18 protein-coding genes and 1 pseudogene are annotated in these 19,995 nt (G+C 44.4%); 6 read left to right on the top strand and 13 right to left on the bottom strand.

Annotation, left to right across the window (positions count from 1 at the left end):
* Nucleotides 1-264: 264 nt before the first annotated feature.
* Nucleotides 265-1,974, bottom strand: a complete 1,710-nt coding sequence (locus tag CW735_RS02005; protein WP_100970826.1) for a bifunctional protein-serine/threonine kinase/phosphatase — start codon at nucleotides 1,972-1,974, stop codon at nucleotides 265-267.
* A gap of 3 nt (nucleotides 1,975-1,977) precedes the next feature.
* Nucleotides 1,978-2,841 (bottom strand): formate/nitrite transporter family protein, encoded by an 864-nt coding sequence (locus CW735_RS02010; protein WP_100970827.1) that lies wholly within the window; start codon nucleotides 2,839-2,841, stop codon nucleotides 1,978-1,980.
* A gap of 482 nt (nucleotides 2,842-3,323) precedes the next feature.
* On the opposite strand from CW735_RS02010, the gene CW735_RS02015 reads away from it, so the two are divergent.
* Together CW735_RS02015 and moeA are read left to right on the top strand one after the other, a co-directional pair.
* A complete protein-coding gene (locus CW735_RS02015; protein WP_198033590.1) occupies nucleotides 3,324-4,607 on the top strand; it encodes a nitrate regulatory protein in 1,284 nt (427 codons plus the stop codon).
* Between the two features lie 24 nt (nucleotides 4,608-4,631).
* Nucleotides 4,632-5,873, top strand: coding sequence for a molybdopterin molybdotransferase MoeA (gene moeA, locus CW735_RS02020; protein ID WP_071978479.1), 1,242 nt, complete (start codon nucleotides 4,632-4,634; stop codon nucleotides 5,871-5,873).
* A gap of 376 nt (nucleotides 5,874-6,249) precedes the next feature.
* On the opposite strand, the pseudogene CW735_RS19795 reads toward moeA, so the two are convergent.
* A pseudogene (locus CW735_RS19795) lies at nucleotides 6,250-6,396 on the bottom strand (transposase); the annotation flags it as partial.
* Between the two features lie 391 nt (nucleotides 6,397-6,787).
* Between CW735_RS19795 and CW735_RS02030 the strand changes: the two are divergent.
* Nucleotides 6,788-7,771 (top strand): DUF4382 domain-containing protein, encoded by a 984-nt coding sequence (locus tag CW735_RS02030; protein ID WP_100970828.1) that lies wholly within the window; start codon nucleotides 6,788-6,790, stop codon nucleotides 7,769-7,771.
* A 196-nt stretch (nucleotides 7,772-7,967) separates the two neighbouring features.
* On the top strand, nucleotides 7,968-8,822 hold the full coding sequence (gene yghU / locus CW735_RS02035; RefSeq protein WP_100970829.1) for a glutathione-dependent disulfide-bond oxidoreductase: 855 nt from the start codon (nucleotides 7,968-7,970) through the stop codon (nucleotides 8,820-8,822).
* A gap of 97 nt (nucleotides 8,823-8,919) precedes the next feature.
* Here yghU and CW735_RS02040 read toward each other — a convergent pair whose 3' ends face one another.
* The 8 genes from CW735_RS02040 to argC all read right to left on the bottom strand — a co-directional run bounded on the left by CW735_RS02040 (nucleotide 8,920) and on the right by argC (nucleotide 17,080).
* The gene (locus CW735_RS02040; RefSeq protein WP_071978482.1) at nucleotides 8,920-9,459 is read right to left on the bottom strand and encodes a hypothetical protein; all 540 of its coding nucleotides are present in this window, start codon (nucleotides 9,457-9,459) and stop codon (nucleotides 8,920-8,922) included.
* 201 nt (nucleotides 9,460-9,660) lie between these two features.
* Nucleotides 9,661-10,275, bottom strand: coding sequence for a TetR/AcrR family transcriptional regulator (locus tag CW735_RS02045; protein WP_100970830.1), 615 nt, complete (start codon nucleotides 10,273-10,275; stop codon nucleotides 9,661-9,663).
* Nucleotides 10,276-10,412: 137 nt separating this feature from the next.
* On the bottom strand, nucleotides 10,413-11,723 hold the full coding sequence (argA, locus tag CW735_RS02050; protein ID WP_071978484.1) for an amino-acid N-acetyltransferase: 1,311 nt from the start codon (nucleotides 11,721-11,723) through the stop codon (nucleotides 10,413-10,415).
* A gap of 14 nt (nucleotides 11,724-11,737) precedes the next feature.
* Nucleotides 11,738-13,120, bottom strand: coding sequence for an argininosuccinate lyase (gene argH, locus CW735_RS02055; RefSeq protein WP_100970831.1), 1,383 nt, complete (start codon nucleotides 13,118-13,120; stop codon nucleotides 11,738-11,740).
* 15 nt (nucleotides 13,121-13,135) lie between these two features.
* Entirely contained in the window at nucleotides 13,136-14,341 is a 1,206-nt protein-coding gene (locus CW735_RS02060; protein WP_071978486.1) for an argininosuccinate synthase, read from the bottom strand.
* Between the two features lie 14 nt (nucleotides 14,342-14,355).
* Nucleotides 14,356-15,267 (bottom strand): ornithine carbamoyltransferase, encoded by a 912-nt coding sequence (locus CW735_RS02065; protein ID WP_071978487.1) that lies wholly within the window; start codon nucleotides 15,265-15,267, stop codon nucleotides 14,356-14,358.
* A 20-nt stretch (nucleotides 15,268-15,287) separates the two neighbouring features.
* Nucleotides 15,288-16,070, bottom strand: a complete 783-nt coding sequence (gene argB / locus CW735_RS02070) for an acetylglutamate kinase (protein WP_071978488.1) — start codon at nucleotides 16,068-16,070, stop codon at nucleotides 15,288-15,290.
* On the bottom strand, nucleotides 16,067-17,080 hold the full coding sequence (gene argC, locus CW735_RS02075; protein WP_071978489.1) for an N-acetyl-gamma-glutamyl-phosphate reductase: 1,014 nt from the start codon (nucleotides 17,078-17,080) through the stop codon (nucleotides 16,067-16,069). The genes argB and argC overlap by 4 nt, the downstream gene beginning before the upstream one ends.
* Nucleotides 17,081-17,639: 559 nt before the next feature.
* On the opposite strand from argC, the gene CW735_RS02080 reads away from it, so the two are divergent.
* Nucleotides 17,640-18,050, top strand: a complete 411-nt coding sequence (locus CW735_RS02080; protein WP_071978490.1) for a methylglyoxal synthase — start codon at nucleotides 17,640-17,642, stop codon at nucleotides 18,048-18,050.
* Between the two features lie 95 nt (nucleotides 18,051-18,145).
* Here the strand turns inward: CW735_RS02080 and CW735_RS02085 are convergent, their stop codons facing one another.
* Both CW735_RS02085 and CW735_RS02090 read right to left on the bottom strand, forming a co-directional pair.
* Nucleotides 18,146-18,682 carry a Spy/CpxP family protein refolding chaperone gene (locus CW735_RS02085; RefSeq protein ID WP_157812635.1) on the bottom strand — a complete coding sequence of 179 codons (537 nt, stop codon included), beginning with the start codon at nucleotides 18,680-18,682 and terminating at the stop codon, nucleotides 18,146-18,148.
* Between the two features lie 18 nt (nucleotides 18,683-18,700).
* Nucleotides 18,701-19,063, bottom strand: coding sequence for a Spy/CpxP family protein refolding chaperone (locus tag CW735_RS02090; RefSeq protein WP_100970833.1), 363 nt, complete (start codon nucleotides 19,061-19,063; stop codon nucleotides 18,701-18,703).
* Between the two features lie 222 nt (nucleotides 19,064-19,285).
* Between CW735_RS02090 and CW735_RS02095 the strand changes: the two genes are divergently transcribed.
* On the top strand, nucleotides 19,286-19,993 hold the full coding sequence (locus CW735_RS02095; protein ID WP_071978492.1) for a response regulator transcription factor: 708 nt from the start codon (nucleotides 19,286-19,288) through the stop codon (nucleotides 19,991-19,993).
* The last annotated feature ends 2 nt before the right edge of the window (nucleotides 19,994-19,995 follow it).

A 19,995-nucleotide genomic window follows, 5' to 3' on the forward strand; every position in this document is an offset into this window, starting at 1 on the left:
TCCTGGTTGCGGGCTTCATTGCCTGATTAAGTACTGTATTAATTGTGTTGTTACTCGATGATACATAGGTACCTAGTCGAGACTATGAAAACAATAATACAAATATAGTGCCAATGCTTTTCATCGCTATATTACAAAGACTTAGCCGTATAGCTTTGGCGTAGACCCAGTGATATCGCACCATTAGAAAGCAAAAAAGATTATTTATGGTGCATTAGCGTAGTACTGAATAACTCACTGCCTTTACGCAGCTGGAGCCGCTCGCTAAGTATAATGAACAACGAACACAACAATGAGCAATACCAGCAATACGCCAGACACGGTTTGCCATGCCCGCACTGGATGTTGCTCCATCAGGGGCAAGCTTTTACGGTAAGACGGATTAGGGTGATTTAAGTCGTATAGAAATTCAGACAAGCTCGGATAGCGTTTCGACGCTTTAGGATGACAAGCCCGTTTCAGCGCTTCGTCAACCCACATAGGGACAGCAACATTTCGTTGTAGCAGACTGATATAGCGCAATTTAAGTAGCCCTGCGTAGTTGCTCTTCTTGGCAACGTTACTGTTAAAGGGGTACTCGCCACTTAATAAAAAATATAAGACCACTGCTAAAGAAAATTGATCAGCGCTTTCATCAGGCCACAGCCCTACAAAGTATTCCGGAGCGGTGAACAATAGATCGCCAGGAATGCCAAGCTGCTCATCACTTTGCGAAACATGATAACCCGCTATGCTCGCGGCACCAAAGTCTACCAGTGTAATTTTACCGTTTTCATCAACCATGATGTTATCCGGTTTGATATCTTGATGAAGCACGTCTTGCCGATGCAGTGCCGTTAGGCCGCTAACGATTTGCGCACTCCAGTCTCGAACCTCAGAAAGAGAGACACTACCAACGTCGTCTCGATATTGGCGTAAACTTATTCCGGGTGTGTACGCCATGGCAATATAAAAGTAATGTCGTAAAAAAGGGGCCGTGTAATTTTTAAGGACATTGTCATGTTGGACGCGCGCACCAACCCATTCTTCTTTCACCACTTCATCTAAAAAGCTCTCGTTATCGTGCATCGACTTTGCAGGAATTTTTAACACTGCCTGATAATTGTGGAGATTATGCTTAGCAAGAAAAACCAGACTGCGTTCACTGGTATATAACTGCCGCTGTATTGTCCAATCGTCTATGACATCGTTTGATTTGGGCGTATCTAAAAAAGGAAGGAAGCCATTTGAGGCATAATGTACTTTCTCTTCCTTAGCAATGGATAGTACCTCAAGCAGCACTACAGTGACGTTATCGTCACAATCTGCATTCAGTGCTGCTTGCGCTATATGCTGTGCGCTCAAGTCGATATTAGGCGTATTATGCTGATGTATTGCGTACCATGTTTTTGGCGACAAGGTATCCGCTATGCCATCTGTCATTAATACAAACATATCGCTAGGCGCAAGCGTTCGGATCGCCATATCAATGCTTAAGTTAGGCCGAATACCGAGGGCATTACTTAAATAAGTATGTTTACCCTCCCCGGCTTCTCGATGTTGACAGGTGCAAGGCGTTACTTCACCGCGGTGTACGTGATAGATGCTGCTATCACCACAATGCAGTAACACCGCAGACTGTCCTTTCAAAATGACTGCACTAAAGGTACAGACATAGCCTTTATCAAGGTTTTCAAAATAAGGGCTTTGTTGGTTTTTTATGTAAAGCTCGGTGTTTATGGTACGCAGTACGTGTTGTGCCGCCCTCGACAAAGACCACACATTGCTCGTTCGTGAGAATTCACGAACGAACGTTTCAACGGCGAAGTTGCTTGCATAATGACTAACCTGACTACTACTTATTCCATCAGACACAACAGCGATAGCATCGAAATTTGCCGATAGCGAAAAATCAGGCACCACCACACAATGGTGGTCCTGATTAATCGGTTTTGTGCCTTTATTCGAAAAGGCACCATGGCGAAGGGTGATCACGGCTTATACTTTGTCATTCACTTTTGCTGCAAGCACCGTTTTGTTGCTAGCACCTGTAGCAATAACGCGTTTAGGGGCAGTGCGCACATGCGTAGAATAAATAGTCAAACCAGTAAACGCTAAGCCTCCCACTAAATTACCCAGTGCGGTAGGAATTTCATTCCAAATAAAGTAATCCATCACAGAGAACTCGCCACCCATAATTAAGCCGAACGGAAACAAAAACATGTTAACCACCGAATGCTCAAACCCCATGAAGAAGAACAGCATGATAGGCATCCACATAGCCAACACTTTACCGCTTACGTGAGTAGATATCATTGCACCAACAACACCAAGCGATACCATCCAGTTACACAACATGCCGCGAATAAAAATAGAAAACCAGCCCGCAACGCCGTGCTCTGCATACCCTAACGTTCTTGCTTCACCGATACCCGCCACCTTAGCGGCTATAGCACCACCATCAATGTTGTAGCCCATGGTAAATACAAACGACATCATAAATGCTACGCTCAGCGCACCTGCAAAGTTACCTAAAAACACCAACCCCCAGTTACGTAAAATCTGTGGCCATGTCACGCCAGGTCGTTTTGCCAACCAGGCTAGTGGAGTAAGCACAAAGACACCGGTAAGTAGGTCAAACCCCATGAGGTACAGCATACAAAAACCAACAGGGAAGAGTATTGCACCAATCAAAAACACCCCTGTTTGAACCGCTATGGTTATTGCAAAAACCGCGGCTAACGCCAAAATGGCCCCCGCCATAAAAGCGCGAATTAATGTGTCGCGAGTAGACATATATATTTTGGATTCGCCAGCATCAACCATCTTGGTTGCAAATTCAGAAGGAAGTAAATACGCCATGCTTGATCACCTTTTCTATTGATATTAATTCCTTAGAAACATTCTTTACCTAAATTTCAGGTACAAAAAAGCGCCCGCTCTTATTTCCTAGAAAATAAGTTGCGGACGCCTTTATCCGAATATTGTTCTTAAACAATCTGCATTGTTCACAAAAAGTAAAACAATATTGATGCCAATATTGAGGCACAAATCTTTAAATGAAATTCTCTTCTATAACAGGCAATTACTCAACGCTAAGAATAAATGTGTTCGATATACCCCCCATCGTTTGCACCTGTCTCGAGAAAAAGCGCACTAATTTGGAGCATTATGTAGTGCAATCTCTTTGCTTGCTTTTGTGAACAGTCCATTATTTCTAAGCAAGCTAGTAAATAGTGGCGTCCAGCTACTTACGTAGATTATATCGATGTGAATCCCTTGCAGTTTGATTGAAGGGAACAACATTTGCATATCCTATGTATCTCTTTTCTGGATACTTCACGATGGGCCATCATAGCGATATCACAAAGCGGTTTTTTTTATTAGCCAAGCATCAAGAAATACAGGCACTGCGACACTTATCATCAAATTGCAAAATAGTGAAAGCGGTAACGGAGATGATTCATCAACTGCAGCGCGAGCGCGGTATGAGCAATGTATTTCTATGTTCACGAGGTGAACGTTTTGCAACCCAAAGGGCACAACAAGAAACCGCAAGTGAGATGAGTGAGAAAACCCTTCGCAGCTTGCTTAACGCTTTATACCTATCTAATTCTGACAATGGACTTACCATGCGATTGGTTACTACCATTACATTTGCGTTGCAAGGTATAGACAACCTTAAGGATTTACGCAGCAAAGTGGCGATGCAGCAACTCACACCAACCGAATCGACCAATGCATTTTGTCGCCTAATTGCCGCGTTGATTGATGTGATTTTTGAAGCCGCCGACGTTGCAAACGATCCTGCTATCACTCGACTTTTAGTAGCGCTATTTAATTTTATTCAAGGTAAAGAGTATGCGGGACAAGAGCGCGCTTGTGGCGCAATTGGGTTCTCTTCGAGCCACTTCCAGCAATCTTTGTGCGATCGAATTACAGCACTGACAGACTCACAAAATCACTCGTTTGAGACGTTTAGTAAATTTGCCGATGACACAGAACTTTCTATGTGGCAGCAACAACTAGAAAGTGACCACGCCCAACACCTGAGCCGACTACGTAAAATGATTTGCGAGCTTGGCGAGACAGACACTTGCACCGCTGAGCTCAGCGAAATTTGGTATGACATAGCCACATTGCGAATTGACGCGATGCAAGACATAGAGGAACACATTACCGATAGGCTGATAGAAAAAGCAACACTTAGAATTGCTCAAGCCGAGGAGGAACTGCATAACAACGAACTGCTGATTGCTTCTTTAAATAGTAGTCCTTCCATTGAAGATACGCAAGTTTCAATGATTTACGATAGTACCGTTAGGGGTCTCTCGATGGCAGACACGAATAGTGAGGCAGGAATTACCTCAACATCACTCTCTGTAAACAAATCCTTTTACGATTTAATTCGTCAACAGGCTCAACACATTCAAGATATTGCTAATGAACTAAACGGAGCCAAACAAGCCCTAAATGAGCAAAAAGCAATTGATAGAGTAAAGCTACTATTGATGCAGCAAGGGAAGCTAAGTGAGAACCAGGCTTATAAAAAACTGCAAACTGCAGCAATGGAACAAAACATACGCATAGCCGAGTTAGCACAACGCATGCTCAACAACATCCGCTAATAAGCAGCTCTTAAGAAAAAACGTATGACAAAAAACATGACTCCACCCTCGTTGTTACGACTAGAAGACGCGGTCAAAATAATGGCGAATGCAGCAAAAACAAGCCCTGTAGAGCCAACTAAAGAATCGCTCAAATTACGTTACGCTGTAAATAGAATTGTAGCGAAGGATATTATTTCAGCAATAAACATACCTCTTAACGATAATGCTGCAATGGACGGCTACGCCCTCAAGGCCTCAAATTTAGCTGACGACAAAATATTTAAAGTTGCAGGCACTGCATACGCTGGTAATCCCTACACTAAACCGCTGGCGACTGGTGAGTGCGTGCGCATCATGACAGGTGCTGAAATTCCACCTAATGCTGATGCCGTGATAATGAAAGAGCGCGCTACAGTGACCAGCGACTCTGGTGTCAGTTTTACAGGTAAAGTGTCTTCAGGTGCGAATATCAGAAAGCGAGCAGAAGGTGTTGCTGCGGATTCTGCTGTAATTACAAAAGGCACTCGCCTTACTCCCCGTCATTTAGCGCTTATTGCATCTATAGGCGTCTCTAGCGTTGACGTCTTTAAAAAATTAACGGTGGGCGTATTTGCAACGGGTAATGAGTTAGTAGAGCCGGGTACCCCCTTACGGCCCGGGCAGAACTATGAAAGCAATCGAGTATCGGTATCATTGCTTTTAGAGCAACTTGGCGTCAATGTAATCGACTACGGAATTATTCCAGATGATCAGCATCAATTGCGCGAAACACTACGTAGTGCTGACGCTCGTTGCGATGTCGTAATAAGTAGTGGCGGAATCTCCGTAGGCGACGCTGACTATATGAAAGAGATAGTCAACCAAATGGGCAACATACTCTTTTGGAAAGTCGCTATAAAGCCAGGCAAACCTTTTACATTCGGCAGACTCACTCACTCGTGGTTTTGCGGTTTACCCGGAAACCCCGTTGCGGCTTTTGTTATTCTTGAACAACTAGTTTCTCAGTTTATTAAAGCACTACAGCAAACACATGGATTGGGCGTTCCCGTGTTCGACGCTATTGCCAATGTTGATATCGAGAAAACAACCGGAAGAGTAGACTGTCAGCGAGGATATTTTACGACATCGCAAGACGGGGTGTTGAAAGTAACGCCAAACGAACAACAAAGCTCGGCCGTATTACTATCGCTTACACAAGCGAATTGTTACATAGTGCTGGATCACGAATGTGATGGCGTTAAAAAAGGGCACAGCGTCAGAATTCAACCCTTTAGTAATGTTTAAATTGACGAGAAGCGCGAGTATAGTAAGTATTTAAGCTATTTACTACCCCTGTTACAGCTGTCTTTTTGACTAGCGAAGTTTGTTGGAATGTCGAATTGTGTCAGTTTTGTATGACGTGTTAGTTTGCAATGTTATGCGCAGATGGTCTATTGGTGCAGAAAATGGGAAATTAGAGCGCGAGTGCGTCCACCATGTAATAGCGTTTTAATTTCATTCTTGCAGTTAAGGGAACCTACGCCCCAAAGTTGAAGTCACGTTGAATATTGAATACTCGCCTTAAACGCTGTGCCCACGTCATGCGCTTGGCATGATAAGGCTTATCAGTTTGGGTATCTTCTTTATTAATAAGTTTAGGACTATCCCAGCCTCGCTGGGAAGCGGTGACTTGCGCTCGAAGGTTGCTATTGGGCGCGAATACGCCAAAAAATCGGGTTAAGTTAAGTCTTGGTGGTGGAATGAGTGCGGCTAGTTTGCCGATAAAGTCGATAGGGTGAAAGAATACATGAGTCGTACCGTCTCGATAGTGGGTGTCATATATGTACTTTATTATAGTGCGCAGTTACAGGTGAATCGAAGACAGCTTTAGCCTAATGCCTTTTTAATCGCTGTTACGCAACTTTAATTCCCCCACCGTGTAAACCTGTTGCCGAAGTGCAACATTTTCCCATCTCTTTTATTTTCACTCGTTCAAAAATGTTATTAAGGTATTGAAATTATTGGCTATTTTATTTTTGGCGCAATAATTGATAAGACACATACATAAGACGTTTACTGGTTACCGTTAGTCAACCAGCAAATAAAAAACAAATAGCCTAAGAATGAGCGAAAGCAAAGAAAAGCGTTGTGGATGAAGCTCCAACGTTCAACTATTTCAGCAGCGTTTCTAAGCTGCGGGCAATAAAAAAGGTACTTCTATGAATAAGTCTAAACTATCTTCTCTGGCACTCTTCAATAAGAGTATTAAGTATACAATCTACATGCCACTCGTTGTCGCTACCAGCGCAGTCTTGAGTGCATGTGGAGGTTCTTCTGACGATTCTTCTGATGTATCACCTACAACCACAGGCTTCTCTCTTGCCGTTTCTGATGCGCCAGTAGACAGTGCGTCAGAAGTTGTGGTTGTGTTCGATGAGGTTGAGCTTACTGGTGACGGAGCGCCCATTAGATTTGATGTACAAGACGAGAATGGAGATCCTCGCAGCATTGACTTATTAACGTTGCCCGGCAGTCAATTTGAGACCATTGTTGCAGAAACAGCGATTCCTACAGGCGCTTACAGCCAGCTAAGGCTTAGCGTAACGTCAGACTCGTATATCGTGACAGAAGAGGGCACATTTCCTATTCGTGTCCCTAGTGGTGAATTGAAGCTCGATGGTTTCACCGCTCAGCCAGGTTTTGACGCCGCCTACACCGTAGAGTTTGATTTAAGAAAAAGTTTGGTCGATCCAGTCGGACAGCCTGTCATTATGCTGAAGCCAAGGGGCGTACGGCTAGTTCTTAACGATGATGTTGGGACATTGGAAGGAAGCATAACCCCAACATTACTCGACGATGAACAATGTGCATCAAAAATGGATTTGTTTACGGGCAATGCCGTTTATCTCTACGAAGGCGAACAGAGCTCAATCAATAGCTTAGGCGACGATGCGGATGAAGGTGCAGATGACAGCGAAGTGCGTCCATTTGCTATTGTGCCAGTTACCTATGACGACGTTACGCAGGCATATAATTTTACAGCAGGTTTTGTTCCCCAGGGCGAGTATACCGCAAGCTTTTCGTGCTCGGCTTTATTTGACGAGCCGGAAACTGATGAAGATGAAGTAGACGGTTTCTCTCTCCAGACCCTCGATATTACAACTGTGGTTGCAGGTGAAACTACTACGCTCGACATAGAATAGCCCTAAAAAGGCTTTAATGGTTTGCGTGCAAAGGACTGTGCGCCTTTTATGTCAGTAAGCCTGAAACCTTGTTTGTTGGTCGAAGGGATTGAGCTTTAGAGCTTTAAAAGTTGTTTTTAACTATCAACAAGTACGTTAATACACCTACTGCCGTTAAGCTGCGAGTAGGTCACAACCACTATGATAAGGAGAAGCAATGTCGACATCAGACAACTACAGCCCACCGAAAGTATGGTCGCAAGATGAAGATGATGGTAATAAATGGGCCAGTATCAATCGTCCTGTTTCTGGCGCGACTCACGACAAAGAACGTGAAACAGGCAATCATGGTTTTCAACTTTATTCTTTAGCCACGCCCAACGGACAGAAAGTCACCATTATGCTGGAAGAGTTGTTGGCGGCTGGTGTCAGTAACGCAGAGTATGACGCTTGGTTAATTAATATCGGTGAGGGCGATCAATTTTCTTCAGGCTTTGTGGACGTAAACCCAAACAGTAAAATTCCCGCGTTAGTAGACACAACGACAACGCCGGAAACAAAGCTCTTTGAATCGGGCTCTATATTGATGTATCTGGCCGACAAGTTCGATATGTTTATACCCAAAGAGTCCCATGAAAAAGTGGAGTGCATGAACTGGCTGTTTTGGCAGGTGGGCAGCGCGCCTTATCTCGGTGGCGGGTTTGGTCACTTTTATAGTTACGCGCCATATCCAATGGAATACCCGATTAACCGTTTTACCATGGAAACGAAGCGACAGCTTGATGTGTTAGACAAGCATTTGGCTAATAATGAATATATGGCAGGAAGTGAGTACAGTATTGCAGATATAGCTATCTGGCCATGGTACGGGAACCTTGTACTGGGCAATTTGTACGATGCTGCTACATTCCTTAAAGTTCATGAGTATCAGCATTTGCTCAACTGGGCTCAAAAAATAGAACAGCGAGCGGCCGTAAAGAGGGGGCGTATTGTCAACAAAACCTGGGGCGAGGACGGACAGTTAGCAAACCGCCACAGCGCAACAGATGTGGATAACGCATTAAAACAGTAGTACTAACTATCGTTTAGAGTATAAAGGTCAAGCGCATTCTGTAATAAATAAGCGCCGCTTGCTAAATAAGCGTCGCTTGCTAAATGAGCGCCGCTAGCTAGATAAGCGTCGCTTGGCTTTTGTAATATGCGCGTTTAAGGGGAGTAAGGTCCCAGTCTTTGAGCTCAACCTCAAAAGAAAAGTCTCCCACATCTCCCTGCCAGTTTTGGTCGGGTTCGGCAGGCCAAGTTTTCATAAATACAAACTTTCCTCGCAAACAGTGCAGTACGTCCACCGACTCTTCTCCAGAGGATGAATGGTAACGTGTTTCGCTTATCACGCTGCCTTCTTGGCAAGGCGAATCAAAAAATATAAACCCTCTGAAGCGACCTGCATCGCTAATGGTAACAAGGGCGGCATATTTATCGTTGCTATACACTTTGCGTATTGCCGGCAATTCACCTTCTACATACTTAATTTGCAGCCTAAGTGCTTCGTTATACCACTCCCATCCTTGACTACCCATGTAGGTGAGCTCTTCCTTTTTGCTGTGGGCACGCCAAACAGTCTGGTAGGAATATGCAGCACTGATAATTATTGTGGCAACAATAAATAAAAAGGTCGCAATTAATAGCGTTCGAGATGTGTTGAGGCGCATAAACTAACAGCCCTTTAATAGCGTTATGATTTTGATAATCAAATAGTCATTACGTTAACCGCATAAAGACGGTTTGCCACGAGCAAAAGCTAAAGGGAATTTAATTAACGTGGTAAAGAAAACCGAGGGACTAGCCCTCGGTACGAATTCAACATTGTGCCTATTGTCGTTCTTGTATTCGCCGCATAATCAGTGTTTAGATTATTGGGTTGCGGCTATGGCATAAACGTGAAGTCTAATTGCTTGCAGCGCACGGTCTTTCCACGGTAAGGAATAAGAAGTTTTCTGACCGTCAGACCGTGATTCGGAAGCAGAAGAGTTGTAGGCAAAAATACCTGTATCGTTTAACGAAACAAAGCCATGGATAAGAGCCAATATGTGGCTTGCACTTGCACTGCCTTTCTCTGGAGTTGGAAACTTTTTATGTATGGGAAGTGTCAGTGACGAAAGTTTGTGTGTAATTTGATTAAATGCCGTAGCTGCTTCTTCGGATGGTGTGCATTCATGTGCAGTTGGGTTGAATACAAGTCGATAGTAAGCATTATGAGTCACTGAGAAATCGAGTAGCCGTTCGCTTGCTTCAAGAATTTTATCGGAATCTGTTTTCCCGGTTACTCCCTCTATTTCATTAAGCAGTAACTCACAGCTTTTTATGTAAAGTGCATTGAGTAAACCTTGCTTACCTTTGAAGTGACTATAAATTCCAATAGTTGATAGCCCAGCTCCCTGGGCTACTGTTCTTACGCTAAGTGCCTCTAAACCGCGTTCTTCAAATAAGGCTGTGGCAGCCGCTACAATTTTTTCTTTGTTGTGCATAAAAGCAAACCATCCAATAAACAGTGGGATACAAATCGACAAGTAATGTCATAACACAGTTATGGTTATAGGATGGAATTTTAAGGTTTGCCTTTTTTGAAGTATTGGTAAGCTTTACTAAGCATCAGTTCGTCATTTTACACAGATAGCGTAAATACTTTTGAATTGCGCTGGAAATTATAAAGCTCCTTTTTAACTTCCGGTAATGCACTTATATCAGCTGGCTCAAACCCTTGTTCTAAAAACCAATGAGCAGTAACCGTGGTGAGAACGAATATACTGTTAATACCGGCTTCTTTGGCTCGTGAACGTACCTCTTCGAGTATCCGTTCTCCTCGGTTTTTACCGCGGTAGTCTGGATGGGTTGCCACACACGCAAGCTCTGCACATTCATCTTCTGGATATAAATATAGTGCGGCACACGCGATAATCATTCCATCTCTTACAATGATAATGAATTGGTTAATTTCGTTTTCTAAGCGCTCTCGAGAGCGTTTTACAAGTACGCCACTGTCTTCTAGCGGTTTGATGAGATTAAGTATGCCGCCTACATCGTCTATGGTAGCTGCGCGCAACTGCTCATAGTGGTGCTCCATAACCAAAGAACCCGTACCGTCTCGGGTAAATAGTTCCTGAAGCAACGCGCCGTCATTTTCGTAGCTGATGCAATGGGCTCTCGGTACACCGGCTGAGACGCTGGTGGTTAACGCGCTCAGCACAGTTTGCTCTGTGGTTATATCGCCACTCATTATCATTTTTTCTAGCTGAGGACGTTCTATAGTACGAAGTAGCTTTCCGCTGCTGTTATACACACCATCATAGTTTGAAAACACGATAAGCTTATCGGCTTTTAGCGTAATCGCTGCCTGAGTTGCCACATCTTCATGAGATAAGTTAAAGACTTCTCCCGTCGATGAGTACCCCATTGGTGAAAGCAGCACGATAGAACCGTCGTTTAAATGATCATTAATGCCAGTAATATCGATTCGTCGTACTTGGCCTGTGTTTTCAAAGTCGACTCCGTTGCGAACGCCCATGGGCTTAGCAACGACTAAATTTCCTGAGCAAACACGAATTTGCGCCCCGTGCATTGGTGAATTGGGTAACCCCATGGTGAGAAGGGCTTCTACCTGAGAGCGTACCGAGCCTGCAGCATCTTTAACGCATTCAAGGGTTTGTTTGTCAGTAATACGTACGCCTTGTTCAAAGCGGCTTTCGATATTTCTGAGGGCCACACGCTGGTCTATTTGAGGCCTTGCACCATGCACCACAACAACCCTAACCCCTAAGCTGTTTAATAGTGCAATATCGTGAATAATATTTGGAAAATTTGGATGTTCGATGGCTTCGCCACCGAACATCAATACAAAGGTCTTTCCCTGGTGAGCATTTATATAAGGCAACGAACTGCGAAACAGTTTTATGCCATCGTGATGCGCTAATACCATGTAAGTATTTTCCTTTACCCTTGATTGTCCAAACTTTCTAGCTCTTTATACAGTGCTTTTGTTACTGTTTCTTTGCTGGTTCCACCTAAAATATTGCGTTGATTTACGCCGTACTCTAATTGGAGCTCTGGATAGACATCTTCCTCAATCTTGTCGCATATTTCGCGTAAGTCAGCTAACGGAAGATCTTCAATAGCACAGCCATTATCAATAGCTTTAAGCACTACGCGGCCTGCAATATCGTGCCCAGTTCTGAACGGCACACCTTTACCCACCAAGTAATCGGCAAGCTCAGTGGCATTTGAAAAGCCCTGGGTTGCAGCAAAGCGACAGCGCTCTTCGTTTAGTTGCAACGAGTCGAGCACTTCACTAGCGATGCATAGACAAATGTGCCACTGATTTACAGCATCTATAGCGCCTTCTTTGTCTTCCTGCATGTCTTTATTGTAGGCAAGAGGTAGACCTTTCATGGTAACCAGTAATGCTTGAAGTGAGCCAAATACGCGACCGCACTTGCCGCGCATTAACTCTAGCGCATCTGGGTTTTTCTTCTGTGGCATAAGCGACGAGCCTGATGTCACGCTATCGCCTAATTGCAGGAAACCTGCTTCACCTGAGTTGTAGAAAATCATATCTTCCGCCAGGCGAGATAAGTGCATCATGCTAGTGCTTGCAACAAACAAAAGCTCAAGTACAAAGTCTCTATCAGATACCGCATCAAGACTGTTAAGGCACGGAGAATCGAAGCCCAATTCGTCAGCAATGGCGTGTCTGTCTACCGGGAAGGTGGTTCCGGCTAATGCCCCAGAGCCAAGAGGACACTGGTTCATGCGCGTTTTTAAGTCGTCAAGACGGCTTAAATCACGCTTTAGCATTTCAACATAAGCTAAACACCAGTGCGCAAAGTGAATAGGCTGTGCCCGCTGTAAATGAGTATAGCCTGGAATAATGGCTTCTTGGTGTCGGCTTGCTGCATTGAGCAGCGACTTGATCACACCAAGCACATCAGTGCGAAGTGAGGCGATGTGCTCGCGCACCCACAGGCGAAAATCGGTGGCTACCTGATCGTTTCGGCTGCGTCCAGTATGCAATTTTCTGCCAATGTCACCTAACTTTTCGATAAGCGCAGCTTCAACAAAACTGTGAATATCTTCTTCATCAGAGGCATCAAAATCTAACTCACCGGCATCAGCTTTTGCCTTAAGCTCAACAAGCGCAGCTTCTAACTGCTGCTGCTCGTCTTGAGATAAAACGCCCGCCTTTTGTAAGGCTCGAGACCAGCTAATTGAGCCTTGTATATCTTGGCTTGCCATTACACGGTCGAACGGCAATGAGTCGTTCACCTGTTTAAACATACTGCTTGCACCGGATTCAAACCGGCCACCCCACAACGCCATGTGATACTCCTATTATTAACCTTGGTTTTTTAATGCTTCAATGCGACTTGAAAGACTGAATAGGCGAATAAACCCTTCAGCGTGCTTCTGGTCGTAAACATCATCGGCACCAAAGGTAGCAAAGTCTTCAGAGTACAGGCTGTTCGGCGAGCGGCGCTGCGTAACAGTGGCTTGACCCTTATATAGCTTCACAACGATATCGCCAGTAACTTTTTGAGCGAAAGAAGCAGCACCGGCAAGTAACGCATCGTTAAGTGCAGTAAACCAGCGGCCGTCGTACATTACATGGGAAAACTCTAGGCCAATTTGCTCGCGGTATTTAAGCGCGGCTTTATCAAGAACCATGGTTTCAAGGGCTTTATATGCCTTAAGTAATACAGTGCCCCCTGGAGTTTCATAGCAGCCACGAGACTTCATACCTACCAAACGATTTTCTACAATATCAATACGTCCTACGCCATGAGCTGCAGCGACATTGTTAAGTTTTACCAACGCTTGGTAAGGAGAGAGTGCTTCGCCGTCAACATGCGTTAATCTGCCCTCGTTGAAAGATAGGCTTACGCGTTCAGGTTTATCAGGTGCATCTTCTGGATCTACTGTCATAGTCCACACACCTTTTGTGGGCTCCTGCCACGGATCTTCTAGCTCGCCGCCTTCGTGAGAAATATGCCATGCGTTTGCGTCACGGCTATAAATTTTGGTGGCTGAGGCCGTTGTAGCTATGTTGCGCTCGGCAAGGTAATCAAGTAAATCTTCACGGCTTACCATGTCCCATTCGCGCCAAGGTGCTATTACGGTTAAGTCAGGGGCTAAGGCTGCAAATGTGCTTTCGAAACGCACCTGGTCGTTACCTTTACCGGTACAGCCATGGCAAAGTGCGTCCGCACCTACTTTTCGAGCCACTTCTACTTGGGCTTTAGCTATTACGGGACGCGCCATAGAGGTTCCTAGAAGGTATTCACCCTCATAAACAGCACCTGTAGTGATGGTAGGAAATATATAGTCGTTAACAAATTCTTCTTTCAAATCGACAATGTGACATTCACTGGCACCAGAGGCGATAGCTTTTTCATGTAAGCCTTCTAGCTCATCGTCACCTTGACCAACGTCAGCGGCAAACGCCACCACTTCACAGTTATAGTTTTCTTTTAACCATGGAATAATTGCTGAGGTATCAAGGCCGCCTGAATACGCCAGTACGATTTTTTTAACATTTTGCATCTAAGTGAATCCTCTTAGGCACTGAGTAATTGAGTAAGGATGGCATTTTGGCCATGCATTCTGTTTTCGGCTTGCTGCATTAATAACGATTTATCGCTATCAATGAGAGAGCCGGTGATTTCTAAGTCGCGATGGGCTGGTTGGCAATGCATAACATAGCTTGCTCCCGAGGCCTCCATTAAGGCTTCGTTGACTTGATAAGGCATGAAAGTCGCTTTAATGTCTTCAAGCGGCGTATCGTCACCCATCGACAGCCATGTATCGGTATAGATAACATCAGCTCCATTTGCCGCCTCTAACTCTTGGCTCTCAACAATGGTTGCGCCGGTTTTAGCTGCTAATGTTTTTGCGTGAGCAACAACGTCGGCATCGGCTTCGTGTCCTTTCGGTGTAATAACAACTTGGTTGCAACCTAAAAGTGCACCAACAATCAAAAGCGAGTGCGTTACATTGTTACCGTCGCCTATGTAAGCCATAGTCAGACCTTTAGTTTTGCCAAAGCGCTCAAACATTGTAAGGTAATCGGCTAGGCCCTGACACGGGTGATATTTATCGCAAAGTGCATTAACCACAGGTACGTTTGCCGCTTCGGCATAAGTCTCTAAGGTAGTGTGAGAAAATACACGCGCTACGATAGCATCAGCCCAGCATGCAAGATTGGCTGCGGTATCTACGGAATCTTCACGACCAGCTAGTTTACCCGACTGCACATCGAGATATACCATGTGGCCGCCTAGCTTATTAATGCCAATATCAAAGCTCACTCTGGTACGAAGCGACGGTTTCTCAAAAAGCGCAACAATCGACTTGCCTTTGAGCACGTTGCTATAACTTGCTGGGGCTTGTTTTATTTCCACTGCAAGTTGAAGTAACTTTTCCATTGCCTCTGGTGTCCAATTGGCAAAGGTTAATAAATCCTGTTTCATTCTGTGTCTCCTGAGACGCCTTATACTGGCGCTATCTCGTTGGGTAAAATTTGTGTACCCGTATTTTTATTGAGTATGTCTGCTATGTCGGCGGTCCAGCTCGCAATATATACCGCACGGGCTAGCGTTTGAGCTGACTGCAAAGCCGCATCTACTTTCACCTTCATGCCATCAGTTATCACGCCGTTATTCGCGTGTTGCGTAATGGCATGTGCATCTAAAGCTGGAATGAGTGCTTTGTTAGCATCAAGCACTCCATCAACGTTGGATAGCAGCAACAGCTCGGCGTCGAGTAATTCGGCAATGACTGTTGCGGCTTGATCGGCGTTAATATTGAGCAGTCGTCCCTGTGCACTTGAACCTATTGAACTAATAACCGGAAGGACAGACTGGGCCAATATGCTTTTTAGAAACGTGGCATCAGCAGTTGCAGGTGCGCCAACGGCACCGTATTTGTCTGCCAACGGCTTACACACCACCATATTGCCATCAAGAAGGGATAAGCCAACAGGTGTTAACCCTGTTGCCAAAGCGGCTGCACATAGTTGCTTGTTGGCCGAGCCTGCCAATGCACCACAAATGTAAGGCATGTGCTCATCTGGCGTTACCCTAAGCCCGTCTATCTTAGTACTGCTTAACCCAAGACTTGCCATAAGTGTCTCAACTAATGGTCCACCGCCGTGCACCACCACAACGTGTCGACTTTTTTGTACTTCCTTTATACTCAAAAATAATCGTGTCATTGCTGGCGCGTCATCTAACAATGCGCCGCCAACTTTTATGACAATGGGGGAACGGCTCATAGTACTAACCCTGTTTCTACTGGCTGTTTGGTCATAATGTTCACGCACTGAATAGCCTGCGACGCAGCGCCTTTCATTACGTTGTCAATTGCTGAAGTGATAACGGCATAGCCTGAAGCCTCATCAAGCTTCCAATGCAAATCGACGAACGGCGAGTGCGCAACATCATCGATTTTCGGGAAGCTGTTGCGCAAACGAACAATAGGCTTATCAGCATAGGCAGCTTTATACACTTCATCAAGTTGGGCTTGCTTTATGCCAGGTTTCACTTTCACAGTGATGGTAGCAAGAATACCGCGCTTAAAATTACCTAAGTGGGGAGTGAATATAACAGGCGTGCCTAAATAGGCTTCAATTTCTGGGGTATGACGATGACCTAGCACGCCATAAGCGTGCAAACTGACTTCAAAAAAGCTGGTGGTTAAATTCGCTTTTCTACCCGCACCCGACACACCCGATACGGCATTAATAACAGGGCGTACCGCTTTGTCTAGCAACTGGTTTTCACACAGAGGCTTGAGTGCCGTTAAGCTGGCCGTTGGGTAGCAGCCTGGCACCGCGATAATTTTTGCCGGCTGAATATCTGAACAATACCATTCGGCTAAGCCGTAAACCGCTTGTTCTAAGCTGTCTTTTTGTAAATGAGGAAATCCATAAAAATCTTCGAACACCTGGGTGTCTTTTAGCCTGAATGCACCTGATAAATCGAGCACCTTTGCGGAACCCGAAGTGAGTATGGGCATCCAGTCGTGGCTTGCCTCATGGGGAGTAGCCAAAAATATAAAGTCCACACTATTAGCCAGCGTCTCTAGTACTTCATCGTTAATAGGAAGCAGAGTTGCGTCGACGTGGGCGAGGTTTCCATGCAGTTCACCAATAGACTTATGTGCATCGGCGCTGTTTGATGAAACATATGTACCCTTGAGCACGAGTTCAGGGTGCTGCTGAACTAATTGGACAAGTTGTGCCCCTGTGTAACCACTGGCACCAATAATTGAAACGTTATACATAATAAATTTATTCAAAATAAAGGAAAAAAATCACTTTTTACCTTTGTAAACTGATTGGGCGTCTATTGCCTAACCTCGACCACATTACAAAGGTAAAAAGTGTGCTACTGCAAAAGCATAGATTAGAACGAGTGTCGTCGCTCGCTATGCAACGTGTAGCTAGCCAGGGGGGAGGTAAACTTTGTTACGCGGTTTGCCTTAAAAAACACCACGTGAGTTGATGTTGTCATCATTAATTCCTGTCTTACGTCACTTTTAAAAAAGTGCGTATGCTTTAACCGTGGATAAGTGTACCTATTTTGAATTTATATGCAATATTAATGTATAAATATTTTATTTTTATTCATCTTACGACCCGAAAGAGCAGGTAGATAAGCTAATTCATATATTACATTGCAAACTGTTACAGATGTTTGACAACTTTTCACGCCCTTATGAATATTTATACAAAAATAACTTTGCTGAATTTTGCTTCTTAAACATGCAAGTACGCTGTACACTTTCTATGGAGTAATGAACGCAGTTAAACCGTTTTTCAAAATAAAAGGCAAATCTGGTAATGAGTAAGCTAACACTGGCGCTAGTGGCCCATGATCACAAGAAACCTGAATTATTGGTTTGGGCTAAACAACATCAAAACGTATTAGAGCAGTGTCATCTGGTTGCTACTGGAACAACCGGAGGCTTAGTAGCCGATGAAACCGGGCTTGAGGTACAGCGTTTTAAAAGTGGGCCTTTAGGTGGCGACCAGCAAATTGGCGCGCTAATCGCAGAAAATAAACTCGATGCATTATTCTTCTTTTGGGACCCGCTAAATGCAGCCCCTCACGATCCTGATGTGAAAGCTCTGCTGAGGTTATGCTCGGTTTGGAATGTGCCTGTGGCCTGTACACCGGCAACTGCTGATTTAATCATTACTTCCCCGCTGTTTCTATCACCCGATTACAAACCAGTGAAGCCAAGTTTTTAGGCAGCAAAACGTTAAATAGCCGAGCGTTAACTCGGCTACTTGCTTTTTACTTTCAATAATTTAAATGAAGTCTGAAAAGTACGGGTGCCATGCAGTTAGTTTAGTAACTCCATCAATCCTCGGGCTTCTCGTCTATTGCTTTTTAACGCATTTTTTTGGTCGTCGGTTAAAACCGCAAGCATAGCTTTTTTAGATTTAACCTTGTCTAAAGCTGCAGAAACTAATTCATCCTCATATTGAGCGGCAATCGCGAGGAACGCTTCCTCAGTAAAGTTATCACTTTTTATCAACTCACGCTGAGCGTGTTTAAATGCTTTAAACGTTTCTCGATGTAAGGCGCGGTTTTCTTTTTGCGTCTCACGAATATCAGCTATCGCCGCTTTTTGTTCTTCTGAGAGTGTAATGTTATCAAAGAATTCAATGTCCATATTTTGCGCTGGTCTATAAGGAAAATCATGAGCAAAATCATGAGCAGACCCGCGTCTTTGCCCTTCATAACTGTCGTGACGCTCTTGGTAAGAGCCACCACGCCTTTCACGGGCACTAGTAAGCATTTCCTGTCGCATATCCTCTCGCTTTTCTTTGAACGCTTGATGACGCTGATTGAGTGTCGCCTGTTGCTCAGCGGTCAATACATTAAATATATCGTGTTATAGCGCGGCCACTGCGAGGTGCTTTTTCGTCTGCTTGGCAATGCGCTGCTTAATAATTTCGATAAGCTCTGCGTCGGTTGCCTCAACAAGCGCCTGCCTATCAAACCCATTGTGTTTTCTATCTTCCTTTCTTGCTCTTCTAGAGTTCGCTGTCTCTTCTTTAAAGGTTGCAATGAGTGACTTAACTTCGTCTTTTTGCGCGTCAGTGAGAGAAAGCCCACGCAATTGTTTAACCATGTTTTTAACTGAAGATTTCACTGTATCATGGTGATGCATCTCGCTGCCGTGTGGCTTGGCATAGGCAAAGCTGCCAATGCCTACTGTTGCAATAATCGCTGAAGCAATAAGTAGCTTTTTCATAATCGTCTCCTTTTGTTTCGACAATATGAGATTAGTCTTTTACTGCGCGCAAATCCGTCAGCAAAGTGTAAAGCTTGTGTAAAGGCAGCTCTATAGAAAGACGGTAAAGCTTCAAAAGGATATAGTGTTTCACCTACAAGAGATGACGTATCAACTTTTAAATCAAACCTTTTCGTTTTTAACCTGTAGGAAAGGCATTGAAAGGCTAAAGAGTATATTTTGATGAATAATGACTTCCATTTACAGTCTGTGTTGGTAATTGATGACGACAAAGAACTTACAGATATGTTGTCGTCTTACCTCTCTGGGATGGGGTATCGAGTAACCGTTAAAGATGATGGTGAAGCTGGGCTTTCAGAAGCTATTTCTGGGCATCACTACGACCTCATTTTGCTGGATGTAATGATGCCTAAAATGGACGGCTTTGACGTGCTTCAAAAATTGAGAGCAAGCCATACTACTCCGGTGCTGATGCTTACCGCCCGCGGCGATGACTACGACCGTATTCTTGGCCTTGAATTAGGTGCCGATGATTACCTGCCCAAACCTTTCAATCATCGCGAACTTGTGGCGAGAATTAAGGCAATTGTGCGTCGTCATACGTTATCTGCAAATGGCGGCGGTGCAGAGCAGGACATCCTCATAAACGAAATATTCCTAAGCCCGAGTAGTCAGAAGGTGAAAGTGAACGACGTGGATTTAGATCTTACAACAATAGAGTTCATGATCCTTCGCCTGCTTATGCTGAATGCTTCACAGCGAGTGACAAAAGAGCAAATTAGCTTAAAAGTGCTTGGAAAGCCTCTGCAGGCATTCGATAGAAGTGTCGATATGCATGTGAGCAATTTGCGTAAGAAAATCTCTGCCGCTACGCCTGGCGATAAAATTAAAACCTTGAGGGGCGTAGGGTATATGTTGCTGTCGGAGTAGCG

Source organism: Alteromonas sp. MB-3u-76 (assembly GCF_002831605.1).
GTDB lineage: Bacteria > Pseudomonadota > Gammaproteobacteria > Enterobacterales > Alteromonadaceae > Alteromonas > Alteromonas hispanica.